We start from the raw sequence: 19106 nt of genomic DNA on the forward strand, positions 1-19106 counted from the left end.
AAATGTGACAAGTGATGATATAATAATGTACGTAGTTTTCAAACATGCCGGCAGTGGGATAGAAATAAGTGGAGGTTGGCAGTCAATGGATAAAAAGAAAAAAAGGCTGTACATGCGAACGGCCATTCTGAGTGTGCTTGCGGGACTCGTCATTTACACGCTTTACACAAATTTGACGAAAGACTCGCGCGGTACTCTCGAAGCGGGAGACAAAGCACCTGATTTTGTGTTGACCGATATGAATGGTAAACAGCACCGTCTATCGGATTACGAAGGAAAAGGCGTCTTTTTAAACTTTTGGGGTACATGGTGTGAACCATGTAAAAAAGAAATGCCGCACATGGAAAAAATGGCGCAGGAATACGAGGGTGAAGTGGAAATTCTAGCTGTCAATGTTGGAGAGTCAAATTTTCAAGTGCAAAACTTTGCCGAGCAGTACGGGCTGACATTCCCGATTGCCATTGATAAAAGTAAAGAAGTGATGAACACATATGGGGTTAATCCGCTTCCGACAACGTTTATGATTACACCTGACGGGAAGATCGATCAAATTGTGGTCGGCGGTTTGATTGTAGAAGATCAGGTGCGGGCACTGTTTGAACGGGTGAAACCATCATCGTAAAGGGAGTTTTAGCATGGGGAAAGTAAAGTGCGAATGCGGGCATGTGAATCCGCACGGCACGATTTTGTGTGAAGCGTGCGGCCGTGCGCTGACAGAGGATGCGAAAAAAGAGAATCTTGTCGATATGCGCTATGAAGGAAGTGCCCGCCGCTCACAAACGTACAACAAGACGATTATTGATAAAGTATGGAACTTTTTCTCCTCTGTGAAAGTGGGCATATGGATCATTGTTTTGATCCTTGTCGCTGCATCATTCGGGACCATTCTGCCACAGGAATTTTACATTCCATCGAATGTAGGTCCTGACGTTTATTATGAAGATGTATACGGCTGGTTCGGGAAAATCTATTATATGATCGGGTTTCATGATCTATATAATTCAATATGGTTTTCGGCACTCATTGCGGCACTTGGCGTGTCGCTCGTTATTTGCAGTCTTGACCGGGTTATTCCGCTGTATCGCGCTTTGAAAACGCAACGTGTCGACCGGCACGAGTCATTCATGAAGAAGCAGCGTCTTTTTGCGGAGCAAACAGGTTCGCTGCAAGAAGCGGACATGGAAAAAGTACGTGCTGAACTAAAAAAGAAACATTATAAAATTCGAGAAAAAAACGGGTCTCTTTTGGCAGAGAAAAATCGATTCTCAAGATGGGGTCCTTATGTCAATCACGTTGGACTTATTCTTTTTTTATTAGGTGCCATGCTGCGCTCTGTACAAGGTATGTATGTTGATGAGCTGCTTTGGATTCGTGAAGGCGAAACGCTGGAAATCCCGGGTACAGACGGAGAATACTACGTGGAAAATGACCAATTCACGCTTGAAAATTATGCAGAAGGTGAAGATCCGGCCGTCTTTAACGAAGCGATTGACCGGGTAGGTACAGTGGCAAAAAATTATCAAACAGATGCCATTCTTTATCACGATGAAAACAATGGTCTGCCAGGGGCAAAACCTGAACTTTCAGAAGTTAAGCAAGATGATATACAAGTAAATGAGCCGATGAAGTTTGATAACTTTGCTGTGTATCAGACAAGTTACCGCCAGGATGAGATGAAAGCGATGCACTTTGCGCTGACGAATAAAGAAACAGGCAAAGAATTTGGTGAGGTCGTCGTTGATTTATTTGATCAGCAGGAAGTGTATGATCTTGGTAACGGCTATAAAGTGGAGCTGCTCGGTTATTACCCTGATTTTGACGGTTTTACAGAAGAAGGAGAGCCGACATCGAAATCTCCTTTGCCAAATAAACCAGCTTTTCTGTTTAATATGATTTCACCTGAGAAGCCGGACGGCGAAGTAAGTTTTGTTGAAATTCAAAATACGATGGAACCGCTTGGTGAAACGACTTATAAAATGGCGTTTAAAAACTTGGAAACGCGTGATGTATCGGCATTGACTATCCGTAAAGACTTAACTTTGCCTATTCTTAGTATCGGCGGTATCATCTTTATGATCGGTGTTATCCAAGGCGCTTACTGGAATCATCGCCGAATCTGGATTCGTGAAAAAGAAGGGTCTATATATGTAGCTGGTCATACAAATAAAAACTGGCACGGACTAAAAAGAGAAATCCATACGATTTTAGAAGACACAGCGATTCCAGAGCCGGAAGATAGACAAACGGATTAAGAGGGGGGTACAAGCTCAATGTCAGATTTAGCAGGAATAAGCAGCACGCTGCTATATGCAGCTTTTCTTTTATATTTAGTCGCGACGATCCTTTTTGCCGGATCAATCCGCCAAAAAGGACTTCGGGAAGGCGATCGGTTAAATCGGTGGGGAAAGCTCGCCATTACGATTACAGTTATTGGTTTTGCTGCACAGTTAGGCTATTTTTTCACACGCTGGGCAGCAGCAGGACATGCACCGGTCAGTAACTTATTTGAGTTTACGACGTTCTTCGGCATGATGATTGTCGGGGCATTCATTTTGATTTTCTTTATTTACAAAACGGCTGTACTCGGCCTTTTCGCTTTGCCAATTGCTATCATTATTATTGCCTATGCAAGCATGTTTCCCCGTGAAATCAGCCCGCTGATTCCAGCGCTTCAAAGTGACTGGCTGCATATTCACGTGACGACAGCTGCAGCAGGCCAGGCGATATTAGCGATTAGTTTCATTGCCGGTATCATCTACCTTGTGAAAAATGTTGATCAATCCATCAGCACGAAAAAAACAAAATGGCTTGAAACGGTTATGTTCTTTATCGTAACCGTTGTCGGCTTTATTATCGTGTCAACTGGTTTTGCACTCGCCGATTACAGTGCCACATTCGAATATGTGAATAAGGAAGAGGTCACAGTCGAACAGGAATTCAACCTGCCGGCGATTGTCGGACCGAATGAAGGCGTGCTTATGACAGAGGGGAAAATGAATCCACTCATCGACATGCCGGCATTTATTAATGCAAATAAATTAAACACGGTGCTCTGGTCACTAGGTGCCGGTATTATTCTTTATCTGCTCATTCGACTTGTATCACGTAAACGAGTTGCAGCCCTTTTGCAGCCGCTCGTTCGCAATGTGAGTTCCGATTTGCTTGATGAAATTGGATACCGATCTGTCCTCATTGGCTTTCCCGTTTTTACACTGGGGGCGCTTATTTTCGCCATGATCTGGGCGCAAATTGCGTGGACACGTTTTTGGGGCTGGGACCCGAAAGAAGTATGGGCGCTTATTACGTTTTTATTTTACGCCGCGTTTCTTCACCTCCGTCTATCAAAAGGATGGCACGGTGAAAAGTCGGCTTGGCTTGCTGTAATCGGATTTGCTATTATCATGTTTAATCTTGTTGCGGTTAACCTTGTTATTGCTGGTTTGCACTCCTATGCATAAAATGGAGCCCCCGTCTTTGGCGGAGGCTCTTTTTTGTACTATAATGGGAAGTATCGTGTGTATTTAGGAGGGAAATCATTTTGGAAAAAGAAATGAGAATTTTAGTGGTGGATGATGAAGATCGCATTCGCCGTTTGCTTCGTATGTATTTGGAACGAGAAGATTATGTGATTGATGAGGCAGCGAATGGAGAAGAGGCACTGGAGAAAGCGACAGCTAGTGAGTACGATTGTATATTGCTCGATTTAATGATGCCGGGTAAAGATGGTATTGAAGTATGCCGTGAGCTTCGCGAAACAAAAACGACGCCGGTTATTATGTTGACAGCTAAAGGAGAAGAAGCAAATCGCGTGCAAGGCTTTGAAGTAGGCACAGATGATTATATCGTGAAGCCGTTCAGCCCACGTGAAGTCGTTTTACGGGTAAAAGCACTTTTACGCCGTTCTTCGCCAACGACATACTTGCAGACTGATACGAAAACAAAAGATTTAATTGTCTATAAACATTTAACGATTGATAACGATGCTCATCGCGTAACGGCAGATGGGGAAGAAGTGAATTTAACGCCGAAAGAATATGAACTTCTTTATTTTCTTGCTAAAGCACCGGATAAAGTATTTGACCGTGAGCATCTATTAAAAGAGGTATGGCATTATGAGTTTTTTGGCGATTTGCGCACAGTCGATACACATGTAAAGCGGCTTCGTGAAAAGTTAAATAAAGTATCAGAACAGGCAGCTAAGATGATTGTCACAGTCTGGGGTGTTGGATACAAGTTTGAGGTCGGGAATGAATGAAAATATGGCGAAGCGTTGTCGGGAAGCTGTGGATTACAATCCTGCTTCTCGTTTCATTTGTACTCGCTTTTTTAACGATTTTACTGCTTGAGTTTTTTCAAAACTATCACATTACTCAAGTGGAGCAGCAATTGGGAAATACCGCGGAAAAGATTGCAGCGGTCATTGCTGATCATGAAAATAAAGCGACCGGTTTGGAAGTCGCGTGGGAGCTTGTAGATGATCCAGCGCACGTAATGATTGCTGAAAATGAAAATATTTATCATTATTCACCTGTTGAAACAGACGAAGCGAAATTAAGTAAAGAAACCATTATTGGTAATCCAAAGCTGTCAGCAGTTTTTAATGGTCGGCAAAAAGTACAGGCAGAAGTGCCAATTGATGAAGGATCGAATGCAGACAGCCGCTATGAAAGTTCATTTATTGTCGGTGTCCCATTTGAAATGAATAAAGGGGAAAATGGAGCGGTCTTTATTTATCAGTCGCTGCAGGTAATGAAAGAAACGACCGAACAGACGACAAAGCTTATTTTAGCTGCAGCGGGGATTGCAATTGTTTTAACCACTTTTTTTGCGTTCTTTTTATCTACACGTATTACAGCGCCGCTTCGAAAAATGCGGGAGGTAGCAACAGAGCTGACGCAAGGAAATTTTGATATGAAAGTACCGATTTTAACGCATGATGAAATTGGAGCACTTGCCATATCTTTTAACAAAATGGGCTACCAGTTAAAAGGGAACATTCATGCGCTCAATCAAGAAAAAGAACAGCTATCGAGTATATTAAGTTCAATGGCTGATGGGGTTATTACACTTGATCAAAATGGGAACGTGCTAATTACGAATCCGCCGGCACATCAATTTTTGCATAACTGGCAATATGAAAATAAAGTGGGCGGAACGGAAGAAAAAGTACCGACGCTGTTAACATCATTATTTGAAGAAGCGGTGAAAACAGAAACAGAGCAGGAAGGCGAATTGACAATGCAAGGCCGTACGTATGTCATTATTGTCAGCCCGCTTTACAATGACGAAACTGTGCGCGGTGCTGTCACGGTCGTCCGAGATATGACAGAAGAGCGGCGTCTTGATAAATTACGTGAAGACTTTATTGCCAATGTATCCCATGAATTGCGTACGCCGATTTCGATGATGCAGGGTTACAGTGAAGCGATCGTTGACGATATTGCGTCTACAGAAGAAGAAAAGCGAGAAATCGCGCAAATTATTCATGATGAATCTTTGCGAATGGGACGTCTCGTTAACGAACTGCTCGATCTTGCCCGTATGCAGGCCGGGCATATGACATTAAATAAGGAAGAGACAGACATTGAGCCATTTATCATCCGCGTAACGAATAAGTTCCAGGGCGTTGCAAAGGAAAAAAATATTCACCTGTCCGCGGAAACGAGTTATTCCCCTGCGCCTGTATCGATTGATGAAGACCGAATTGAGCAAGTGCTCACGAATTTAATCGACAATGCGCTGCGTCATACGCCAGAGAATGGACAGGTGGCAGTTGTGCATGAATTAAAAGAACGGTTTCATGTCATCCGCATCGAAGATACCGGTTCAGGTATTCCAAAAGAAGATTTACCATTTGTTTTTGAACGTTTTTATAAAGCAGATAAAGCCAGAACACGCGGGCGTTCTGGCACTGGACTTGGCTTATCGATTGCAAAAAATATCGTCCATGCACATGGCGGCACGATTAAAGTACAAAGTCATCTTGGACAAGGAACCGTTTTTTTCTTTACTATTCCAAGATACACTTGACAAAACAATTCCAAATTTGAGATAATTAACTTCAAATTTAATCAATTCATCTTCGGGGCGTGGTGAAATTCCCGACCGGCGGTAATTGGAGTATAGACTCCTTAAGCCCGCGAGCCGATAAGGCAGGATCCGGTGAGATTCCGGAGCCGACAGTATAGTCTGGATGGGAGAAGATGAAGGTATGCCGGCGTTCAAAAGAGTGCATAATGAACGTTTATTTAAGCATAACTAATTTCTCCCCTTAAGCCCTTTGCTTAAGGGGATTTTGCTTTTTGGTATACCTTCCTTCTAGTGAGATGGATAACAAGAAGGGGAGAATTAAATATGAAGAAGAACAAAGTACGTGTATTAACGATGGTCGGGTTGCTTTCAACACTGTCTTATTTGTTGATGTTGATCAATTTTCCAATCCCGCCATTTCCACCTTTTTTAATGATTGATTTCAGCGATATACCTGCACTGATTGCCGCTGTTATCTTTGGCCCTATTGCGGGCATTACAGTTGAATTTTTGAAAAATATATTGAATTTTATTATGATGGGAAGTCCTACTGGCGTTCCGGTTGGCCACCTTGCTAACTTTGCGGCAGGTGTTACGTTCATATTACCTGTCTATTACGTATATAAACGATTTGAGTCCAAAAAAGCGATGCCTTTTGCGATTTTAACAGGTGTTGTCTTCATGTCTGTGATTATGAGTGTGCTAAACTACTACGTTATTTTACCGGCGTATACACTGTTCCTCGGTTCACCGGCTATGAGCGGTCCGGAAATGCGCCAAATGATTGTCACTGGTATTTTGCCATTTAACATCGTAAAAGGAATAATCGTTGGTATTGTGTATTATATGATTTTTGTCCGCTTAAATAGTTGGACGAAAAAACAGATGGCAGCTTAATTAAGAAATGCCCTGCTTCTTAAAAAAGCAGGGCATTTTTCTATTCGAATTTAAGCGCATCGCCGTCAAATGGTTCATCAGCGATTTTGATTGAATCTGTCGGGCAGCCTTCAAATGCGTCCTGCATATCTTCTTCTAAAATGTCAGGAACAACAGCAGTACCTTCGTTGTCATCTAAAATAACGAATGCAATTCCTTCGTCGTCATAGTCATAAATATCGGGTGCAGCAGCGCCGCAAGCGCCGCAAGCGATACATGTGTCTTTATCGACAATCGTATACTTTGCCATGAATGGACCTCCTATAAAATTTGTCAGTAAGCGTCGATTAAACACTTCTACCTTTCATTCTAAGTCCGATTAAATGACTTTTCAACACAAAACTCTTTGAATTCTTAATGAAAAGGCTTACATTTAGAGGGAGACGAAGAGACAAGAACGCATGTTTTGTGTTACAATAAAGTGAAGTAAAAAAGAAGAGGTACTATATATGAGGTGTTTAGAGGCAGTTATTGTAAATGTTATAAAGGCTGTAGAGGGAGAACGCACATCATCGTCTGTCTATCATTTACTAAAAGGGAAAAAATCCGCACAGACGATTCAAGATGCGCACTTATACCGATTAACAAAATGGTTTCATACTGCTCCTTTTTTAACGAGTACTGCATTTGAAACAATCATGAACGACCTTATAAAAAAAGCATATATCACAGGTGATTTGCAACGCCCTTTTGTTACACAAGAAGGATTGGAAAAGATGAATCGCCTTTTTCAGCAGACAGGTTCATTTAATGAATTATCGGGATGGCATTTTTCGGGGACGGCTTCTGTTTTTTTTAGTCGACTCCAACTGCTTGTTCAGGTAGCATCCCATCTTGCTTACAGCGATTCGTCCTATTATCCGGTAACGCGTGATGACAGAATTCTTGAATGGGTAAAGAAATTTTTAACGTATATGCCATGTTCAAAAAAAGAACTGTCTCCTCATCTGCATAGTGAGCTTGCTTATCTTTTTCAACAACTTCCTGAACAGCCTGAGTGTATTGTGATTCGTTTTTCGGGTCACAAGCAGACCGGTAAAACGATTATGCAGGCAGCGGAAAAGCTTGGAATGGAAGAAACAGAATATTGGTTCCGATTTCTTCATGCTCTTCATTCGATGATCAAAAATATAACAGAATCAAGAGAACAAACTCCTGTGCTGGAGGCAATTATGAAGGATATACATGATCCATTGACATTAACCATATCGGCACGACAGACAGCGGATTATTTAAAGCAAGCGATGACAATAGATCAAATCGCTGCAAGCAGACGGCTCAAAAAAGCAACAATTGAAGATCATATTGTTGAATTAACCTTGAATGACCCATCCTTTTCCATCCGTCCATTTATTGAAGAAGAAAAAGAAGCAGCGGTCATCGAAGCAGCAAGGTTCGTTTCAAATCGTCAATTAAAACCATTAAAAGAGAAATTGCCGGATCATTCATATTTTCAAATTCGGCTCGTCCTGGCGAAAGAAAGCAGGAGATCGCTATGAATATAGAAAATGTGCTTCATGAACAATTTGGTTTTACAGCGTTTCGTGCTGGACAAAGAGAGACGATCGAGTCCATTTTATCCGGACATCATACATTAAGTATGCTGCCTACCGGAACGGGAAAATCGCTCTGTTATCAGCTGCCAGCCTATTTACTTCCTGGCACCGTCTTAATTGTATCACCGCTCTTATCGCTTATGCAGGATCAGACCGAACAGTTAAAAATGCGCGGGGAAAAACGGGTTATTGCTTTGAATTCATTTTTGCATTATGAAGAAAAAACAGCGGCACTTGCAAATCTGAATAAGTATAAATTTATTTTTTTATCACCAGAAATGCTTCAATTGCCGCATGTGATTGGAGCGTTGTGCCGCTTGCCCATTTCGTTATTTGTTGTGGATGAAGCGCACTGTATTTCGCAGTGGGGATATGACTTTCGTCCAGATTATCGTTTGCTTGGTGATGTTCGTCATAAACTCGGCAACCCGCTGACGCTTGCTCTAACGGCCACGGCAACAGAAAAAGTAAGGCAGGATATTAAAGAAGGTCTTCATCTGTCGGCTTTAAAAGAATGGATATTTTCTGTCAATCGTCCGAATATTGCTTTACAAGTAGAATGTCTGCAAAATCAAATGGACAAGCATCAACGGCTTATTGAACTGGTGACTTTTTTGGAAAATCCGGGAATTGTTTATTTTTCAGGACGAAAAGCAACCGAAGAAGCGGTCATTCAATTAAAAAAGGCAGGGGTTGTGCGGGCCGCTTATTACCATGGGGGGATGGAAGCGGGTGACCGTCTGCTCATTCAACATCAATTTTTAACAGGTGAACTAGATGTTGTATGTGCAACGAGCGCATTTGGGATGGGCATTAATAAAGAAAATGTCCGATTTGTTATTCATTATCATATGCCGCCGCAAATGGAGTCTTATTTACAGGAAATCGGGCGGGCGGGACGTGATGGAAATCCATCTATTGCTGTTCTCTTATATGCGCAAGGAGATGAGTCGCGCCATGAGTTTATTGCAGAGATGGAGTTTCCAAATGACGGGCAGATGAGGCAGTTGACGGAGCATTCAGTAAAGCCTCGGGATGTACAGCCGCCGCTGTCTGAGACGCAAGAGCGCTTTGCTATTCATTATAAACAGGAAGCAAGCCGAAAAAATATGAATATTGCTGTTTATATGAAAGAGAGGCGCGATTATTTACTAGCACGAAAAGCGGAAAAACGTCATGAAATGGTTACGTGGATATTGTCTTCAAACTGCCGCAGGGCAGGGTATATGCACTTTTTTAATGAAAAGCCGATCAAACAGTTACAATGCTGTGACTGCTGTGGCATTGATTTGTCCTTATATAAAAATAAATCGGTGAACAGGCGCAGTGAAGAACGGCTAAACTGGCGAGATATGCTGGCAGAGTTGCTGCCAGGAAAATGACCTATTAACCAACGCGTTCTTGTCGAGTATAATAGGAATAATCAATTGCTTTTTACGATTTAGCTTGGGGAGGAACCATTATGAAGAAAGACCCATATCGTGAAATGGCTGAACAACATAAACAGCCGCTTGAAAAAGTAAAAAACAAACAGGAAGAAGATACAGGGACACTGCAGCGGCCGGTGAAAGAAAAAGGTGAAAAAAAGAGCCACTACCCGCTATTAACAGCTCTTCTTATCTGTTTTATCGCATTACCTTTTCTTGCCGTGTATGTATATAAAGAAGAGAAACCGCCTGTAGAACGAGTTTTTACAGAGCAGCAGGATCCCGTGAATGAAGAAACAGCCCAAGACGCAAATAAAAACAGTTTACAGGAATGAAGGGAAGCTCATCATGCTGAAACAACTTATACTTGTGGCTGCCCCTTTTGCTGCAGCCGGTCTTTATATGTGGAAAGAAGCATTCCACAATGAAGTAAAAGAAACACGAGTAGCCGACAATCGATTTCCGGAAAAGGCGCCGATCGCGCTTTTTTTTATTTCAGATATTCATCGCAGACTCATTCATTCCTCTATTATTAAACAGGTACAAGGACGCGTACAGGCGGTTATCATTGGTGGAGATTTATGTGAGGATGGAGTTAGGGAGAAGAGAATTCGAGAAAATATAAAGCGGCTGTCTTCGATCGCACCGCTTTATTTTATACCGGGCAATAATGATTATGAATTGGAATGGGACCGTCTTTCGGCTATTTTTTCTGAATGGAATGTGACGGTACTGAAAAACGGGTCTGTTCGGTTGACGCCCGATGTATATATACTCGGTGCAGATGATTTGAGTAAAGGAAAGAGCGACAAAGGAGCTCTTTTTAAAAATGTGCCATCTCATTCATACAAAGTGGTGGTGAGCCACAACCCGGCATTTATCCGGAGGATTCAACCGACAGACCGTGTAGCGATCCTATTAAGCGGCCATACGCATGGTGGACAAATTCGATTTGGACCATGGGGATTATACGAAAAAGGACGTTGGAAAAAAGTAAAAGGGATTTATGCACTCGTGTCAAATGGATATGGGACGACAGGCATCCCATTCCGCCTGGGCGCCCGAGCAGAAACACATCTTATTACCATTTCTCAGTCAGAGGAGAAGACATAAATTTGACGTATCATATCACAGCTGTATGACTACCGGGAAGGATGAGGCTCATGAATGAAGGAAAGTATAATATTAAAGCTGTTTCCAAATTAACAGGCATTCAGCCAGGTACGCTGAGAGCATGGGAACGTCGCTATCGCATATTAGAACCCATTCGCAACGATGCAGGTCACCGGTTGTATACGGATGAGCATATTCGTAAGTTAAAATGGCTTTCTGAAAAAGTACAGCAAGGTTTGACGATCAGTCAGGCTGCAGCAATCCTTGATCAGCATGGAACAAAAATGGACTCATATGCATATGTGGAAGCAGCAGAAATGAGTCAGCAAGAAGCGCTGTTTGATGGGCTTTTACAGGCGCTTCTTCGCTTTGATGAAGTGAAAGCACAAGAACTCATTAACAAAGGGTATGCGCTCTATACAATTGATTATATGACCATTGATATTCTTGCATCTCTTCTCCAACAAATTGGGAAAATGTGGGAAGAAGGGGAGGTTACGACAGCACATGAACATTTTGCGATGTCGATTCTTCGCTCGCGTATTAGTATGGTCATGCATTCATTTCCGCATAACGGCGTTTTACCAAAAGTGGTGGCTGTATGTGGACCAGGTGAGTGGCACGAAATTGGACTGCTTATTTTTACGTTGTTCGTCCGACGCCTCGGCTATGAGGTTGTTTATCTTGGAACGAGCTTAAAAGAAGGCGATATTTTTACCGTTATCAACACAGTAAAACCGAAATTTTTATTTTTTTCTTGTACCATGCTGGATAACGTAGCAGCGACAGTCCAATTAGCGAATAAATTGAAAGCGGCTTATTCAACTATAGAAATTGGCATAGGGGGCCCGGCAATGGACGGACCGCTGCCGGATGGAGCGGCACCTTACTATGTCGGCAAAACACAGCAAGAATGGGATCAGTGGATGAGCAGCCGGCTGTGAGAGTGTCTAATTGAATTATCTCTCTACTTTTTCTACAATGGAGGGTAGTGAAATATAGATAGGAGCGATTGTGATGAAAAAGGAAGACTGTATTATTGTCGGAGGGGGTCCATGCGGATTAGCAGCGGCCATCGCATTAAAGCAAATCGGCAAAAACCCGCTCGTAATTGAAAAAGGCAACGTTGTGAATGCTATTTATGAATACCCGACACATCAGACATTTTTTAGTTCTAGCGAAAAGTTAGCGATCGGTGATGTGCCATTTATTATTGAAGAGCGAAAACCCCATCGTAATCAAGCGCTCGTTTATTATCGTGAAGTCGTAAAATTGAAAGAACTGCGCATTCATCGATTTGAACAAGTAACAAGTGTTGAGAAGCAGGAAAATGGGTTATTTCATGTACATACTTCAAAAGAAAAATATGAAACGAAATACGTTATTATTGCAACAGGCTACTACGATCATCCAAATTACATGAAGATTCCTGGAGAAGAACTTGGCCACGTTTTTCATTACTTTAAAGAAGCCCATCCGTTTTTTGACACAGACGTTGTTGTCATCGGCGGAAAAAATTCAGCGGTGGACGCGGCATTGGAACTGCATAAAGCAGGTGCAAGAGTAACAGTTATTTACCGTGGCAGCGAATACTCACCGAGTGTAAAACCATGGATTTTACCAGAGTTTGCTGCTCTTGTAAGAGACGGGGAAATTGCTATGATATTTAATGCAGAAGCAAAAGAAATTACAAAGGACACATTTACATATGAAAAGAACGGTGAACTTGTTACATTAAAAAATGATTTTGTTTTTGCGATGACAGGTTATCATCCGGACCATTCATTTTTAACGAGAATGGGAGTAAAGATTGATAGAAAAACAGGAAGACCCCAGTACAATGAAAAAACGAAGGAAACGAACGTAGAGGGTATTTTTATTGCTGGTGTTATTGCAGCAGGCAATGATGCAAATGAAATATTTATTGAAAATGGCCGCTATCACGGCGGGGAAATCGCGGCATCGATTACAGAAAGAGAAAAAGACGAGGCTTAATGCTCGCCTTTTTATGAGAAAATGTGCGGTAAATCTTCTTTGCGGCCGGAGGATAGGGCAGCTAGTAATTTTAATCGTGCTTTTTGACCATTTAATCCTTCTGCAAAAAGTGCCCCTGCTTCTTTTAAAGTGCGGCCGCCGCCATCGTAGGAGTAGACAGGCTGGATAAGGCCGCCTGCGCACCTGGAAGCAATGATGACGGGTATATCTGCTTTAATAAGTCGGATAACAGCCTGTGCAGCGGCTGGCGGTAAATTCCCTTGACCAAATGCTTCAATGACAACACCGTCGCAATGGCTGAGTTGATTGAGGAGAATATCGTCCATGCCGGTATAGGCTTTCAATAAAGGGATAGTGAAATCAACCGATCCGATATGGAATGTTTCTGAAGCTGCCGGTGTATTGAAAAAACGGGGTCCTGTTTTCGTTACAACCCCGACAGGCCCGGCGTCAAAACTTTGAAATGCGTCAAGGTTATTCGAATGTGCTTTTGTAACATATCGAGCACTATGAATGGTATTATTCATCACGACAAGTACACCTTTATCCACTGCTTGATCGCTGACCGCTGTTTTAACGGCTGCCATCAAATTGGAAAGTCCATCTGAACCGACTTCATTGCTTGAGCGCATTGCACCGGTAATCACGACTGGAATGTTAATTGAAAGGGTTAAGTCTAGAAAATAGGCTGTTTCTTCCATCGTATCAGTCCCATGCGTCACGACGATACCATCTGCATCTGTCTGGTCAATGAGTTTTTTTAAGCTGACCATTTCTTTTACAGTCATGTGAGGTGACGGTAGTTGAAACGGTTCTTTAACCGTATAGACGGCATCAACATCTGGGATTTCAATGATCTCTGCAATAGGATTGCTTCCATCTAGTTTTATGCCTCCTGTTTCCGCCTGTTTTTTCATCGAGATGGTGCCGCCTGTATGAATGAGTAAAATGTGTTTTTTCGACATAACGTGCACTCCTTATTTTCAATATGCATGTCCCATGATACGATGAGAGAAATAGAAAGAAAAGAGGAAAAGCGTATGCTCCCGATTTTTTCAGCGGGGATGGCGCCCGGTCTTGCGCTTCTCTGTTACTTTTATTTGCGCGATCGTTATGAAGCAGAACCGATAGCGACGGTAGCTAAAGCGTTTTTATATGGCGTTGTTATTACGTTCCCAGTCATGTTTTTTCAATATGTGCTTAAAGAAGAACAGCTTTTGTCCAGTGGTTTTTTGCAAGCGTTCCTATCTGCAGCCATGCCGGAAGAGTTTATGAAATGGTTTATTTTATATTATTTAATTTATAGTCATACCCATTTCGATGAACCTTATGACGGCATTGTATATGCGACAAGTGTGTCACTTGGTTTTGCAACAGTGGAAAACGTGCTTTATTTAGCAGTACACGGTGTAGAACATGCCTTTTTGAGAGCGCTTTTGCCGGTATCAAGCCATGCATTATTCGGTGTTATTATGGGCTATTATTTTAGCCGGGCAAAATTCGGTAAAATTTATTTGGAAAAGAAAATGCTCTTTTTAGCCTTTTTACTTTCCTTTTTGCTGCATGGATCCTTTGACTATATCTTATTTCTTGAAACGACATGGGTGTATTACATCATTCCATTCATGCTATTTTTATGGTGGTATGCACTGCGAAAAGTGAAGAAAGCACATCTATTAACGGAAATATACCATCGGACGAAAGCGTAAAGACGCGTTGAGGAGTGAATCTCTCTTACCGCGTCTTTTTTGTGCATAAAACAGTGAATCTCGTGTCACACTACTAGCATATTGAAACAGGAAGGTGACACATATGAAAAAGTGGAAAGAAGCGGCTGTAGTGTGTATGACATTGATTCTTCTTTTGACAGCTAATCATGCGGGCGCGTTTTCCAATCAGATCATCCAGCGTGGGGCAGAAGGAGACGATGTCATTGAATTGCAGGCACGGCTTCAGTATACAGGCTATTATCGCGGTCCGATAGATGGTGTGTTCGGCTGGTCAACCTACTGGGCACTGCGGAATTTCCAAGAATCATTTGGTTTGCCGGTAGATGGCCTGGCAGGCACAACAACGAAAAAAAAGCTGGAACAAGCGTCGAAATACGATGAGGCACACGTGAAAAGCCAAATTCGTAAAGGCCGGTCTTTTACTTACTACGGTGGTGCTGACACGACAGCGCAGTCCGTCAATTCACCGCCGGGCTTTTCACAAAATGATATTCAGCTAATGGCAAACGCTGTGTATGGAGAAGCGCGCGGGGAGCCATATGAAGGTCAGGTGGCGGTTGCTGCAGTTATTTTAAATCGAGTAGGCAGTGAAAGCTTTCCAAACACAGCATCAGGGGTTATTTTTGAGCCGGGCGCATTCACAGCGGTAGCAGACGGTCAGATATGGCTGACTCCAAATGAAACGGCAAAAAAAGCTGTGCTTGATGCGATAAACGGATGGGATCCGACCGGTGAAGCACTCTATTATTTTAACCCGGAAACGGCAACGAGTGATTGGATCTGGTCAAGGCCGCAAATTAAAAAAATCGGTCAACATATTTTCTGTGAATAGGAGTGAAAAGGATGCATAAATTTACAATCGCTGCTCTTACTTTGCTGCTTGCTGTCACGGCTGTATGGGGTTTTTCACAGTACCGGCAAAAAGAAGCAATGTATATTGAAGCAGAAAATGGCTATCAACAGGCGTTTCATGAACTCGTCTATCAAGTTGATGTTATTCATGATAGGACCGGCGAAGCGCTGGCTATGAATTCAAAAGAGAATTTAACACCGGCGTTAACCGATGTATGGCGGCTCACATCTGAAGCACATAACGCGATTAGCCGGCTGCCGCTCGGATTTATGCCATTTTCTAAAACAGAAGAGTTTCTTGGCGCAAGTGGTGATTTTACGTACAAAACAGCCGTTCGAGACTTGGATAATGAGCCTTTAACTGATAAAGAGTATAACCAGTTAGAAACGTTGTACAGTCAGGCGGCCGATATACAAAAACAATTAAGGTCCGTACAAATGTCGGTACTCGATAAAAATTTGCGTTGGACCGAGATTGCGCATGCGACAGCAAAAGGGGATGAACCGACTGATAATACCGTTATAGATGGATTTAATACGATTGAAAACAAAGCAACTGAATTTTCTGAAGCCAATGTCTCTCAAGCAGGCCAGGTAGAAAAATCTGTTTCTGATGATGGATTAAAGCGGCTAAAAGGGGATAAAGTGACGAAAGAAGAAGCCGCATCCATTGCGAAAGACTATTTTGATATTGATGCAGAAGTGACAACTGTGGAGAAAAACTTGAAAGGGGCAGCTATTCCATTTTACAATGTGGCCGTTATCGGAAAAAATGGAGAAGAAGCTAGTATGGATGTGACAGAAAAAGGCGGGTATCCCCTTACTTTTAATGTGAATAAAACGAGCGGAAAAGGAAAACTCAGTCTTCATGATGCTTCTAAAAAAGCGGCCGCTTTTTTAGAAAAGCATGGATTTGACAATATGGTTATGACTAACAGTGCCCAATATGATCATACGGCTGTTTTCACGTTTACGACGAAGCAAGATGATGTATTGATTTATCCAGAGTCCGTAACGGTCAAAACAGCACTTGATAATGGTATTGTTTCCGGACTAGAGGCGCAAAATTATTGGAAAAATAGACGTGAACGGGATATTGGAGTGCCAACATTAACAGCAGAGGAAGCGAAAAAAGAACTTCATCCAAAGCTGACTGTTATGGAAGTGCAAAAGGCAGTTGTAACAAATGAAATAGGAGAAGATGTACTGTGCTATGAATTTTTAGCTGAAAACGGAACCGCTTCTTATCGGATTTTCATTAATGCAAAAGATGGAAAAGAAGAACGGATTGAGAAACTTGCAGAAGCGGAAGCAGGATATTAAATAATTGGAGTGCATTGCATTTCCAAGTCGTTTCTATTATAATTTTTCCTAGGATAGACGATTTAGGTCAAAAGGCATATATTTAGGAAAAGTGAGTGATGACGGAAATGCTTGAAGCAGGTTTGACAATTACTCTCGAACCGTATGAAAGTGCAAATGATAAAGAAGAATATCGGTGCAAAGTGGCAGATATTGAAGATGGGAAAATTTTCATTGATTATCCAGTAAATATACAAACGAATCGAACTGTCTTTTTGCTTGATAGAATGCAGTTAGCGGCTAGTTTTATTGACCCGGCGTCTTCTTCAGCAATCTACATGTTTCGTACGGAAGTAATCGGCAGAGTCAAAAAGAAAATTCCGCTGCTCATGTTGCATGACCCAGGCTTGAGTGATTATCTTCGTGTGCAAAGAAGGAAATTTGTTCGCGTTCAAACAGCGGTCGAGGTCGCTGTACAGTTTGAAGGCAATCCCGCTTTTAGAACGGTAACGGAAGATATGAGTGCGGGAGGAGCAGCGATTGTATTGCCGTATTCAATTACGGTGGAAGAAGGGGAAACGGCACATTTATATGTGGTGATTCCATCGAATAATAAAGAAAATCATTATCTTGAATTGACTGCTTCTGTTGTACGGATTCAATCAGATGAAAAGAGTGGGCGCAGCATTGCATCCTTTCAATTTGAAAATATTCGTCATATAGAGCAACAGTTCTTAATGCGTTTTTGTTTTGAAAAGCAGCTTCAGTTACGAAAAAAAGGTTTAGAATAAGAGCCCGGGAGCGGGTTCTTTTTTTATATTCATATATAACTATGTTAAAATAAAAAAAGAATTTTTTGTTATAGAGGTGACAAGATGGAGAGAAAGATTCAAATTGCAATTGACGGGCCGGCAGCTGCCGGAAAGAGCACAACGGCAAAACTTGTGGCAGCACGGCTTTCCTATATTTACATCGATACAGGTGCAATGTATCGATCTATTACGTATAAAGCGCTGCAAAACGGCATAAATTTGGAGGACGGGAAAGCGCTTGGTGAGCTTCTTGCCGAAACGGAAATCACATTGAAACAAGGCGTAAGCGGCCAAAGTGTGCTTCTCGACGGTGTGGATGTAACCGATGCGATTCGAACAGATGCTGTGACGAATAACGTATCGAGCGTTGCCCGCCATAGCGAAGTCCGCCGTGATATGACGATTCGTCAGCAGCAGCTAGCCGAAAAGGGTGGTATCGTTATGGATGGACGGGATATTGGTACAAGTGTTTTGCCGGACGCTGAATTAAAAATATTTTTGTTAGCGGGCGTGGAGGAAAGGGCAAAAAGACGTTATGCAGAAAATCTTAAAAAAGGATTTTCATCAGATTTGGAGAATTTAAAAAGAGAGATTGCTGATCGCGATCGCATGGATATGGAAAGGGTGGAGTCTCCGCTAAAAAAAGCAGAAGATGCGATTGAAATCGACACGACATTCATGACAATTGAACAAGTGGTGGAAGCGATCATGGCAAATGTGACTGAGAGGAACGGATGACGGTGGTAACCCTTTATACAGCAGCAAAAACAGTGGTTAAATTAGCATTAACGCCTGTCTACCGTATTCAAGTCTTAGGATTGGAGCATTTTCCGAAAGAAGGCGGTGTTCTTTTATGCGCCAACCATATCGACAATCTTGACCCACCTGTTGTCGGCATAACATCGAAACGCCCTGTTCGTTTTATGGCAAAGGAAGAGCTCTTTAAGACAAAATGGACAGGCAAACTAATGCGTGGATTAAATGCTTTTCCCGTCAAACGGGGAATGAGCGATCGTGAAGCATTGCGAAGCGGATTGAAAATGTTAAAAGAAGGACAGGTGCTTGGTTTGTTTCCAGAAGGCACCCGTTCTAAAAATGGGCAGCTCGGAAAAGGGCTTTCCGGCGCAGGTTTTTTTGCCTTGCGCACCGACGCAGCGGTTGTGCCGTGTGCCGTCATCGGTCCTTATAAAATAGGCCGCAAGCTAAAAGTTGTATATGGACCGCCCATTGATATGAGTGAACTTCGGACGAGGAAAGCCTCCGCTGAAGAAGCAACGGAAGCTATTATGAATGCAATCGGACGGTTAATTCAGGAACATAGTGTGTGAGCATTCAACTTGACAAATCCGCTAG

20 protein-coding genes and 1 riboswitch are annotated in these 19106 nt (G+C 42.3%); of the genes, 18 read left to right on the forward strand and 2 right to left on the reverse strand.

Going from position 1 to position 19106, the window contains the following annotated elements:
* Positions 1-85: 85 nt before the first annotated feature.
* The 6 genes from resA (at position 86) to ACZYRN_RS02170 (ending at position 6927) form a co-directional block, all read left to right on the forward strand.
* Positions 86-622, forward strand: coding sequence for a thiol-disulfide oxidoreductase ResA (gene resA, locus ACZYRN_RS02145; RefSeq protein WP_488909848.1), 537 nt, complete (start codon positions 86-88; stop codon positions 620-622).
* A gap of 13 nt (positions 623-635) precedes the next feature.
* Positions 636-2252, forward strand: a complete 1617-nt coding sequence (locus ACZYRN_RS02150) for a cytochrome c biogenesis ResB family protein (RefSeq protein WP_488909849.1) — start codon at positions 636-638, stop codon at positions 2250-2252.
* Between the two features lie 18 nt (positions 2253-2270).
* The gene (gene ccsB, locus ACZYRN_RS02155; RefSeq protein ID WP_488909850.1) at positions 2271-3458 is read left to right on the forward strand and encodes a c-type cytochrome biogenesis protein CcsB; all 1188 of its coding nucleotides are present in this window, start codon (positions 2271-2273) and stop codon (positions 3456-3458) included.
* 80 nt (positions 3459-3538) lie between these two features.
* Positions 3539-4255, forward strand: a complete 717-nt coding sequence (locus tag ACZYRN_RS02160) for a response regulator transcription factor (protein WP_488909851.1) — start codon at positions 3539-3541, stop codon at positions 4253-4255.
* The gene (locus ACZYRN_RS02165) at positions 4252-6030 is read left to right on the forward strand and encodes an ATP-binding protein (RefSeq protein ID WP_488909852.1); all 1779 of its coding nucleotides are present in this window, start codon (positions 4252-4254) and stop codon (positions 6028-6030) included. Before ACZYRN_RS02160 ends, ACZYRN_RS02165 begins: the two co-directional genes overlap by 4 nt.
* A 44-nt stretch (positions 6031-6074) precedes the next feature.
* Positions 6075-6209, forward strand: a riboswitch (FMN riboswitch).
* 145 nt (positions 6210-6354) lie between these two features.
* Positions 6355-6927 (forward strand): ECF transporter S component, encoded by a 573-nt coding sequence (locus ACZYRN_RS02170; protein WP_488909853.1) that lies wholly within the window; start codon positions 6355-6357, stop codon positions 6925-6927.
* A gap of 40 nt (positions 6928-6967) precedes the next feature.
* Here the strand turns inward: ACZYRN_RS02170 and ACZYRN_RS02175 are convergent, their stop codons facing one another.
* Positions 6968-7216, reverse strand: a complete 249-nt coding sequence (locus tag ACZYRN_RS02175; protein ID WP_488909854.1) for a ferredoxin — start codon at positions 7214-7216, stop codon at positions 6968-6970.
* 199 nt (positions 7217-7415) lie between these two features.
* Between ACZYRN_RS02175 and ACZYRN_RS02180 the strand changes: the two genes are divergently transcribed.
* From ACZYRN_RS02180 to ACZYRN_RS02205, 6 genes are all read left to right on the forward strand, one after another.
* Positions 7416-8465 (forward strand): YpbB family protein, encoded by a 1050-nt coding sequence (locus ACZYRN_RS02180; protein ID WP_488909855.1) that lies wholly within the window; start codon positions 7416-7418, stop codon positions 8463-8465.
* Positions 8462-9904: a RecQ family ATP-dependent DNA helicase gene (locus tag ACZYRN_RS02185; RefSeq protein WP_488909856.1), complete on the forward strand. Its 1443-nt coding sequence runs from the start codon at positions 8462-8464 to the stop codon at positions 9902-9904. Before ACZYRN_RS02180 ends, ACZYRN_RS02185 begins: the two co-directional genes overlap by 4 nt.
* Positions 9905-9984: 80 nt before the next feature.
* Positions 9985-10284, forward strand: coding sequence for a hypothetical protein (locus ACZYRN_RS02190; RefSeq protein WP_488909857.1), 300 nt, complete (start codon positions 9985-9987; stop codon positions 10282-10284).
* Between the two features lie 13 nt (positions 10285-10297).
* Positions 10298-11062 (forward strand): metallophosphoesterase, encoded by a 765-nt coding sequence (locus tag ACZYRN_RS02195; RefSeq protein ID WP_488909858.1) that lies wholly within the window; start codon positions 10298-10300, stop codon positions 11060-11062.
* Between the two features lie 50 nt (positions 11063-11112).
* Positions 11113-12006: a MerR family transcriptional regulator gene (locus ACZYRN_RS02200; protein ID WP_488909859.1), complete on the forward strand. Its 894-nt coding sequence runs from the start codon at positions 11113-11115 to the stop codon at positions 12004-12006.
* A gap of 73 nt (positions 12007-12079) precedes the next feature.
* Positions 12080-13057, forward strand: a complete 978-nt coding sequence (locus tag ACZYRN_RS02205; protein WP_488909860.1) for a YpdA family putative bacillithiol disulfide reductase — start codon at positions 12080-12082, stop codon at positions 13055-13057.
* Between the two features lie 11 nt (positions 13058-13068).
* On the opposite strand, the gene ACZYRN_RS02210 is transcribed toward ACZYRN_RS02205, so the two are convergent.
* Positions 13069-14022 carry an asparaginase gene (locus ACZYRN_RS02210; protein WP_488909861.1) on the reverse strand — a complete coding sequence of 318 codons (954 nt, stop codon included), beginning with the start codon at positions 14020-14022 and terminating at the stop codon, positions 13069-13071.
* A 75-nt stretch (positions 14023-14097) separates the two neighbouring features.
* On the opposite strand from ACZYRN_RS02210, the gene prsW reads away from it, so the two are divergent.
* The 6 genes from prsW (at position 14098) to ACZYRN_RS02240 (ending at position 19081) form a co-directional block, all read left to right on the forward strand.
* Positions 14098-14766: a glutamic-type intramembrane protease PrsW gene (prsW, locus tag ACZYRN_RS02215; RefSeq protein ID WP_488909862.1), complete on the forward strand. Its 669-nt coding sequence runs from the start codon at positions 14098-14100 to the stop codon at positions 14764-14766.
* A 136-nt stretch (positions 14767-14902) separates the two neighbouring features.
* Positions 14903-15619 carry a spore cortex-lytic enzyme gene (sleB, locus tag ACZYRN_RS02220; RefSeq protein ID WP_488910526.1) on the forward strand — a complete coding sequence of 239 codons (717 nt, stop codon included), beginning with the start codon at positions 14903-14905 and terminating at the stop codon, positions 15617-15619.
* Positions 15620-15630: 11 nt separating this feature from the next.
* Positions 15631-16962 carry a germination protein YpeB gene (gene ypeB / locus ACZYRN_RS02225; protein WP_488909863.1) on the forward strand — a complete coding sequence of 444 codons (1332 nt, stop codon included), beginning with the start codon at positions 15631-15633 and terminating at the stop codon, positions 16960-16962.
* A gap of 98 nt (positions 16963-17060) precedes the next feature.
* Positions 17061-17732 (forward strand): flagellar brake protein, encoded by a 672-nt coding sequence (locus ACZYRN_RS02230; protein ID WP_488909864.1) that lies wholly within the window; start codon positions 17061-17063, stop codon positions 17730-17732.
* Between the two features lie 84 nt (positions 17733-17816).
* Positions 17817-18491: a (d)CMP kinase gene (gene cmk / locus ACZYRN_RS02235; RefSeq protein ID WP_488909865.1), complete on the forward strand. Its 675-nt coding sequence runs from the start codon at positions 17817-17819 to the stop codon at positions 18489-18491.
* The gene (locus ACZYRN_RS02240) at positions 18488-19081 is read left to right on the forward strand and encodes a lysophospholipid acyltransferase family protein (RefSeq protein ID WP_488909866.1); all 594 of its coding nucleotides are present in this window, start codon (positions 18488-18490) and stop codon (positions 19079-19081) included. Before cmk ends, ACZYRN_RS02240 begins: the two co-directional genes overlap by 4 nt.
* Positions 19082-19106: the final 25 nt, after the last annotated feature.

It is taken from the genome of Domibacillus sp. F004, assembly GCF_057814295.1.

Coding starts and splice junctions, on each gene's coding strand:
- resA (WP_488909848.1), top strand. CDS start 86: ATGGATAAAAAGAAAAAAAGGCTGTACATGCGAACGGCCATTCTGAGT.
- ACZYRN_RS02150 (WP_488909849.1), top strand. CDS start 636: ATGGGGAAAGTAAAGTGCGAATGCGGGCATGTGAATCCGCACGGCACG.
- ccsB (WP_488909850.1), top strand. CDS start 2,271: ATGTCAGATTTAGCAGGAATAAGCAGCACGCTGCTATATGCAGCTTTT.
- ACZYRN_RS02165 (WP_488909852.1), top strand. CDS start 4,252: ATGAAAATATGGCGAAGCGTTGTCGGGAAGCTGTGGATTACAATCCTG.
- ACZYRN_RS02170 (WP_488909853.1), top strand. CDS start 6,355: ATGAAGAAGAACAAAGTACGTGTATTAACGATGGTCGGGTTGCTTTCA.
- ACZYRN_RS02175 (WP_488909854.1), bottom strand. CDS start 7,216: ATGGCAAAGTATACGATTGTCGATAAAGACACATGTATCGCTTGCGGC.
- ACZYRN_RS02180 (WP_488909855.1), top strand. CDS start 7,416: ATGAGGTGTTTAGAGGCAGTTATTGTAAATGTTATAAAGGCTGTAGAG.
- ACZYRN_RS02185 (WP_488909856.1), top strand. CDS start 8,462: ATGAATATAGAAAATGTGCTTCATGAACAATTTGGTTTTACAGCGTTT.
- ACZYRN_RS02190 (WP_488909857.1), top strand. CDS start 9,985: ATGAAGAAAGACCCATATCGTGAAATGGCTGAACAACATAAACAGCCG.
- ACZYRN_RS02195 (WP_488909858.1), top strand. CDS start 10,298: ATGCTGAAACAACTTATACTTGTGGCTGCCCCTTTTGCTGCAGCCGGT.
- ACZYRN_RS02200 (WP_488909859.1), top strand. CDS start 11,113: ATGAATGAAGGAAAGTATAATATTAAAGCTGTTTCCAAATTAACAGGC.
- ACZYRN_RS02205 (WP_488909860.1), top strand. CDS start 12,080: ATGAAAAAGGAAGACTGTATTATTGTCGGAGGGGGTCCATGCGGATTA.
- ACZYRN_RS02210 (WP_488909861.1), bottom strand. CDS start 14,022: ATGTCGAAAAAACACATTTTACTCATTCATACAGGCGGCACCATCTCG.
- prsW (WP_488909862.1), top strand. CDS start 14,098: ATGCTCCCGATTTTTTCAGCGGGGATGGCGCCCGGTCTTGCGCTTCTC.
- sleB (WP_488910526.1), top strand. CDS start 14,903: ATGACATTGATTCTTCTTTTGACAGCTAATCATGCGGGCGCGTTTTCC.
- ypeB (WP_488909863.1), top strand. CDS start 15,631: ATGCATAAATTTACAATCGCTGCTCTTACTTTGCTGCTTGCTGTCACG.
- ACZYRN_RS02230 (WP_488909864.1), top strand. CDS start 17,061: ATGACGGAAATGCTTGAAGCAGGTTTGACAATTACTCTCGAACCGTAT.
- cmk (WP_488909865.1), top strand. CDS start 17,817: ATGGAGAGAAAGATTCAAATTGCAATTGACGGGCCGGCAGCTGCCGGA.
- ACZYRN_RS02240 (WP_488909866.1), top strand. CDS start 18,488: ATGACGGTGGTAACCCTTTATACAGCAGCAAAAACAGTGGTTAAATTA.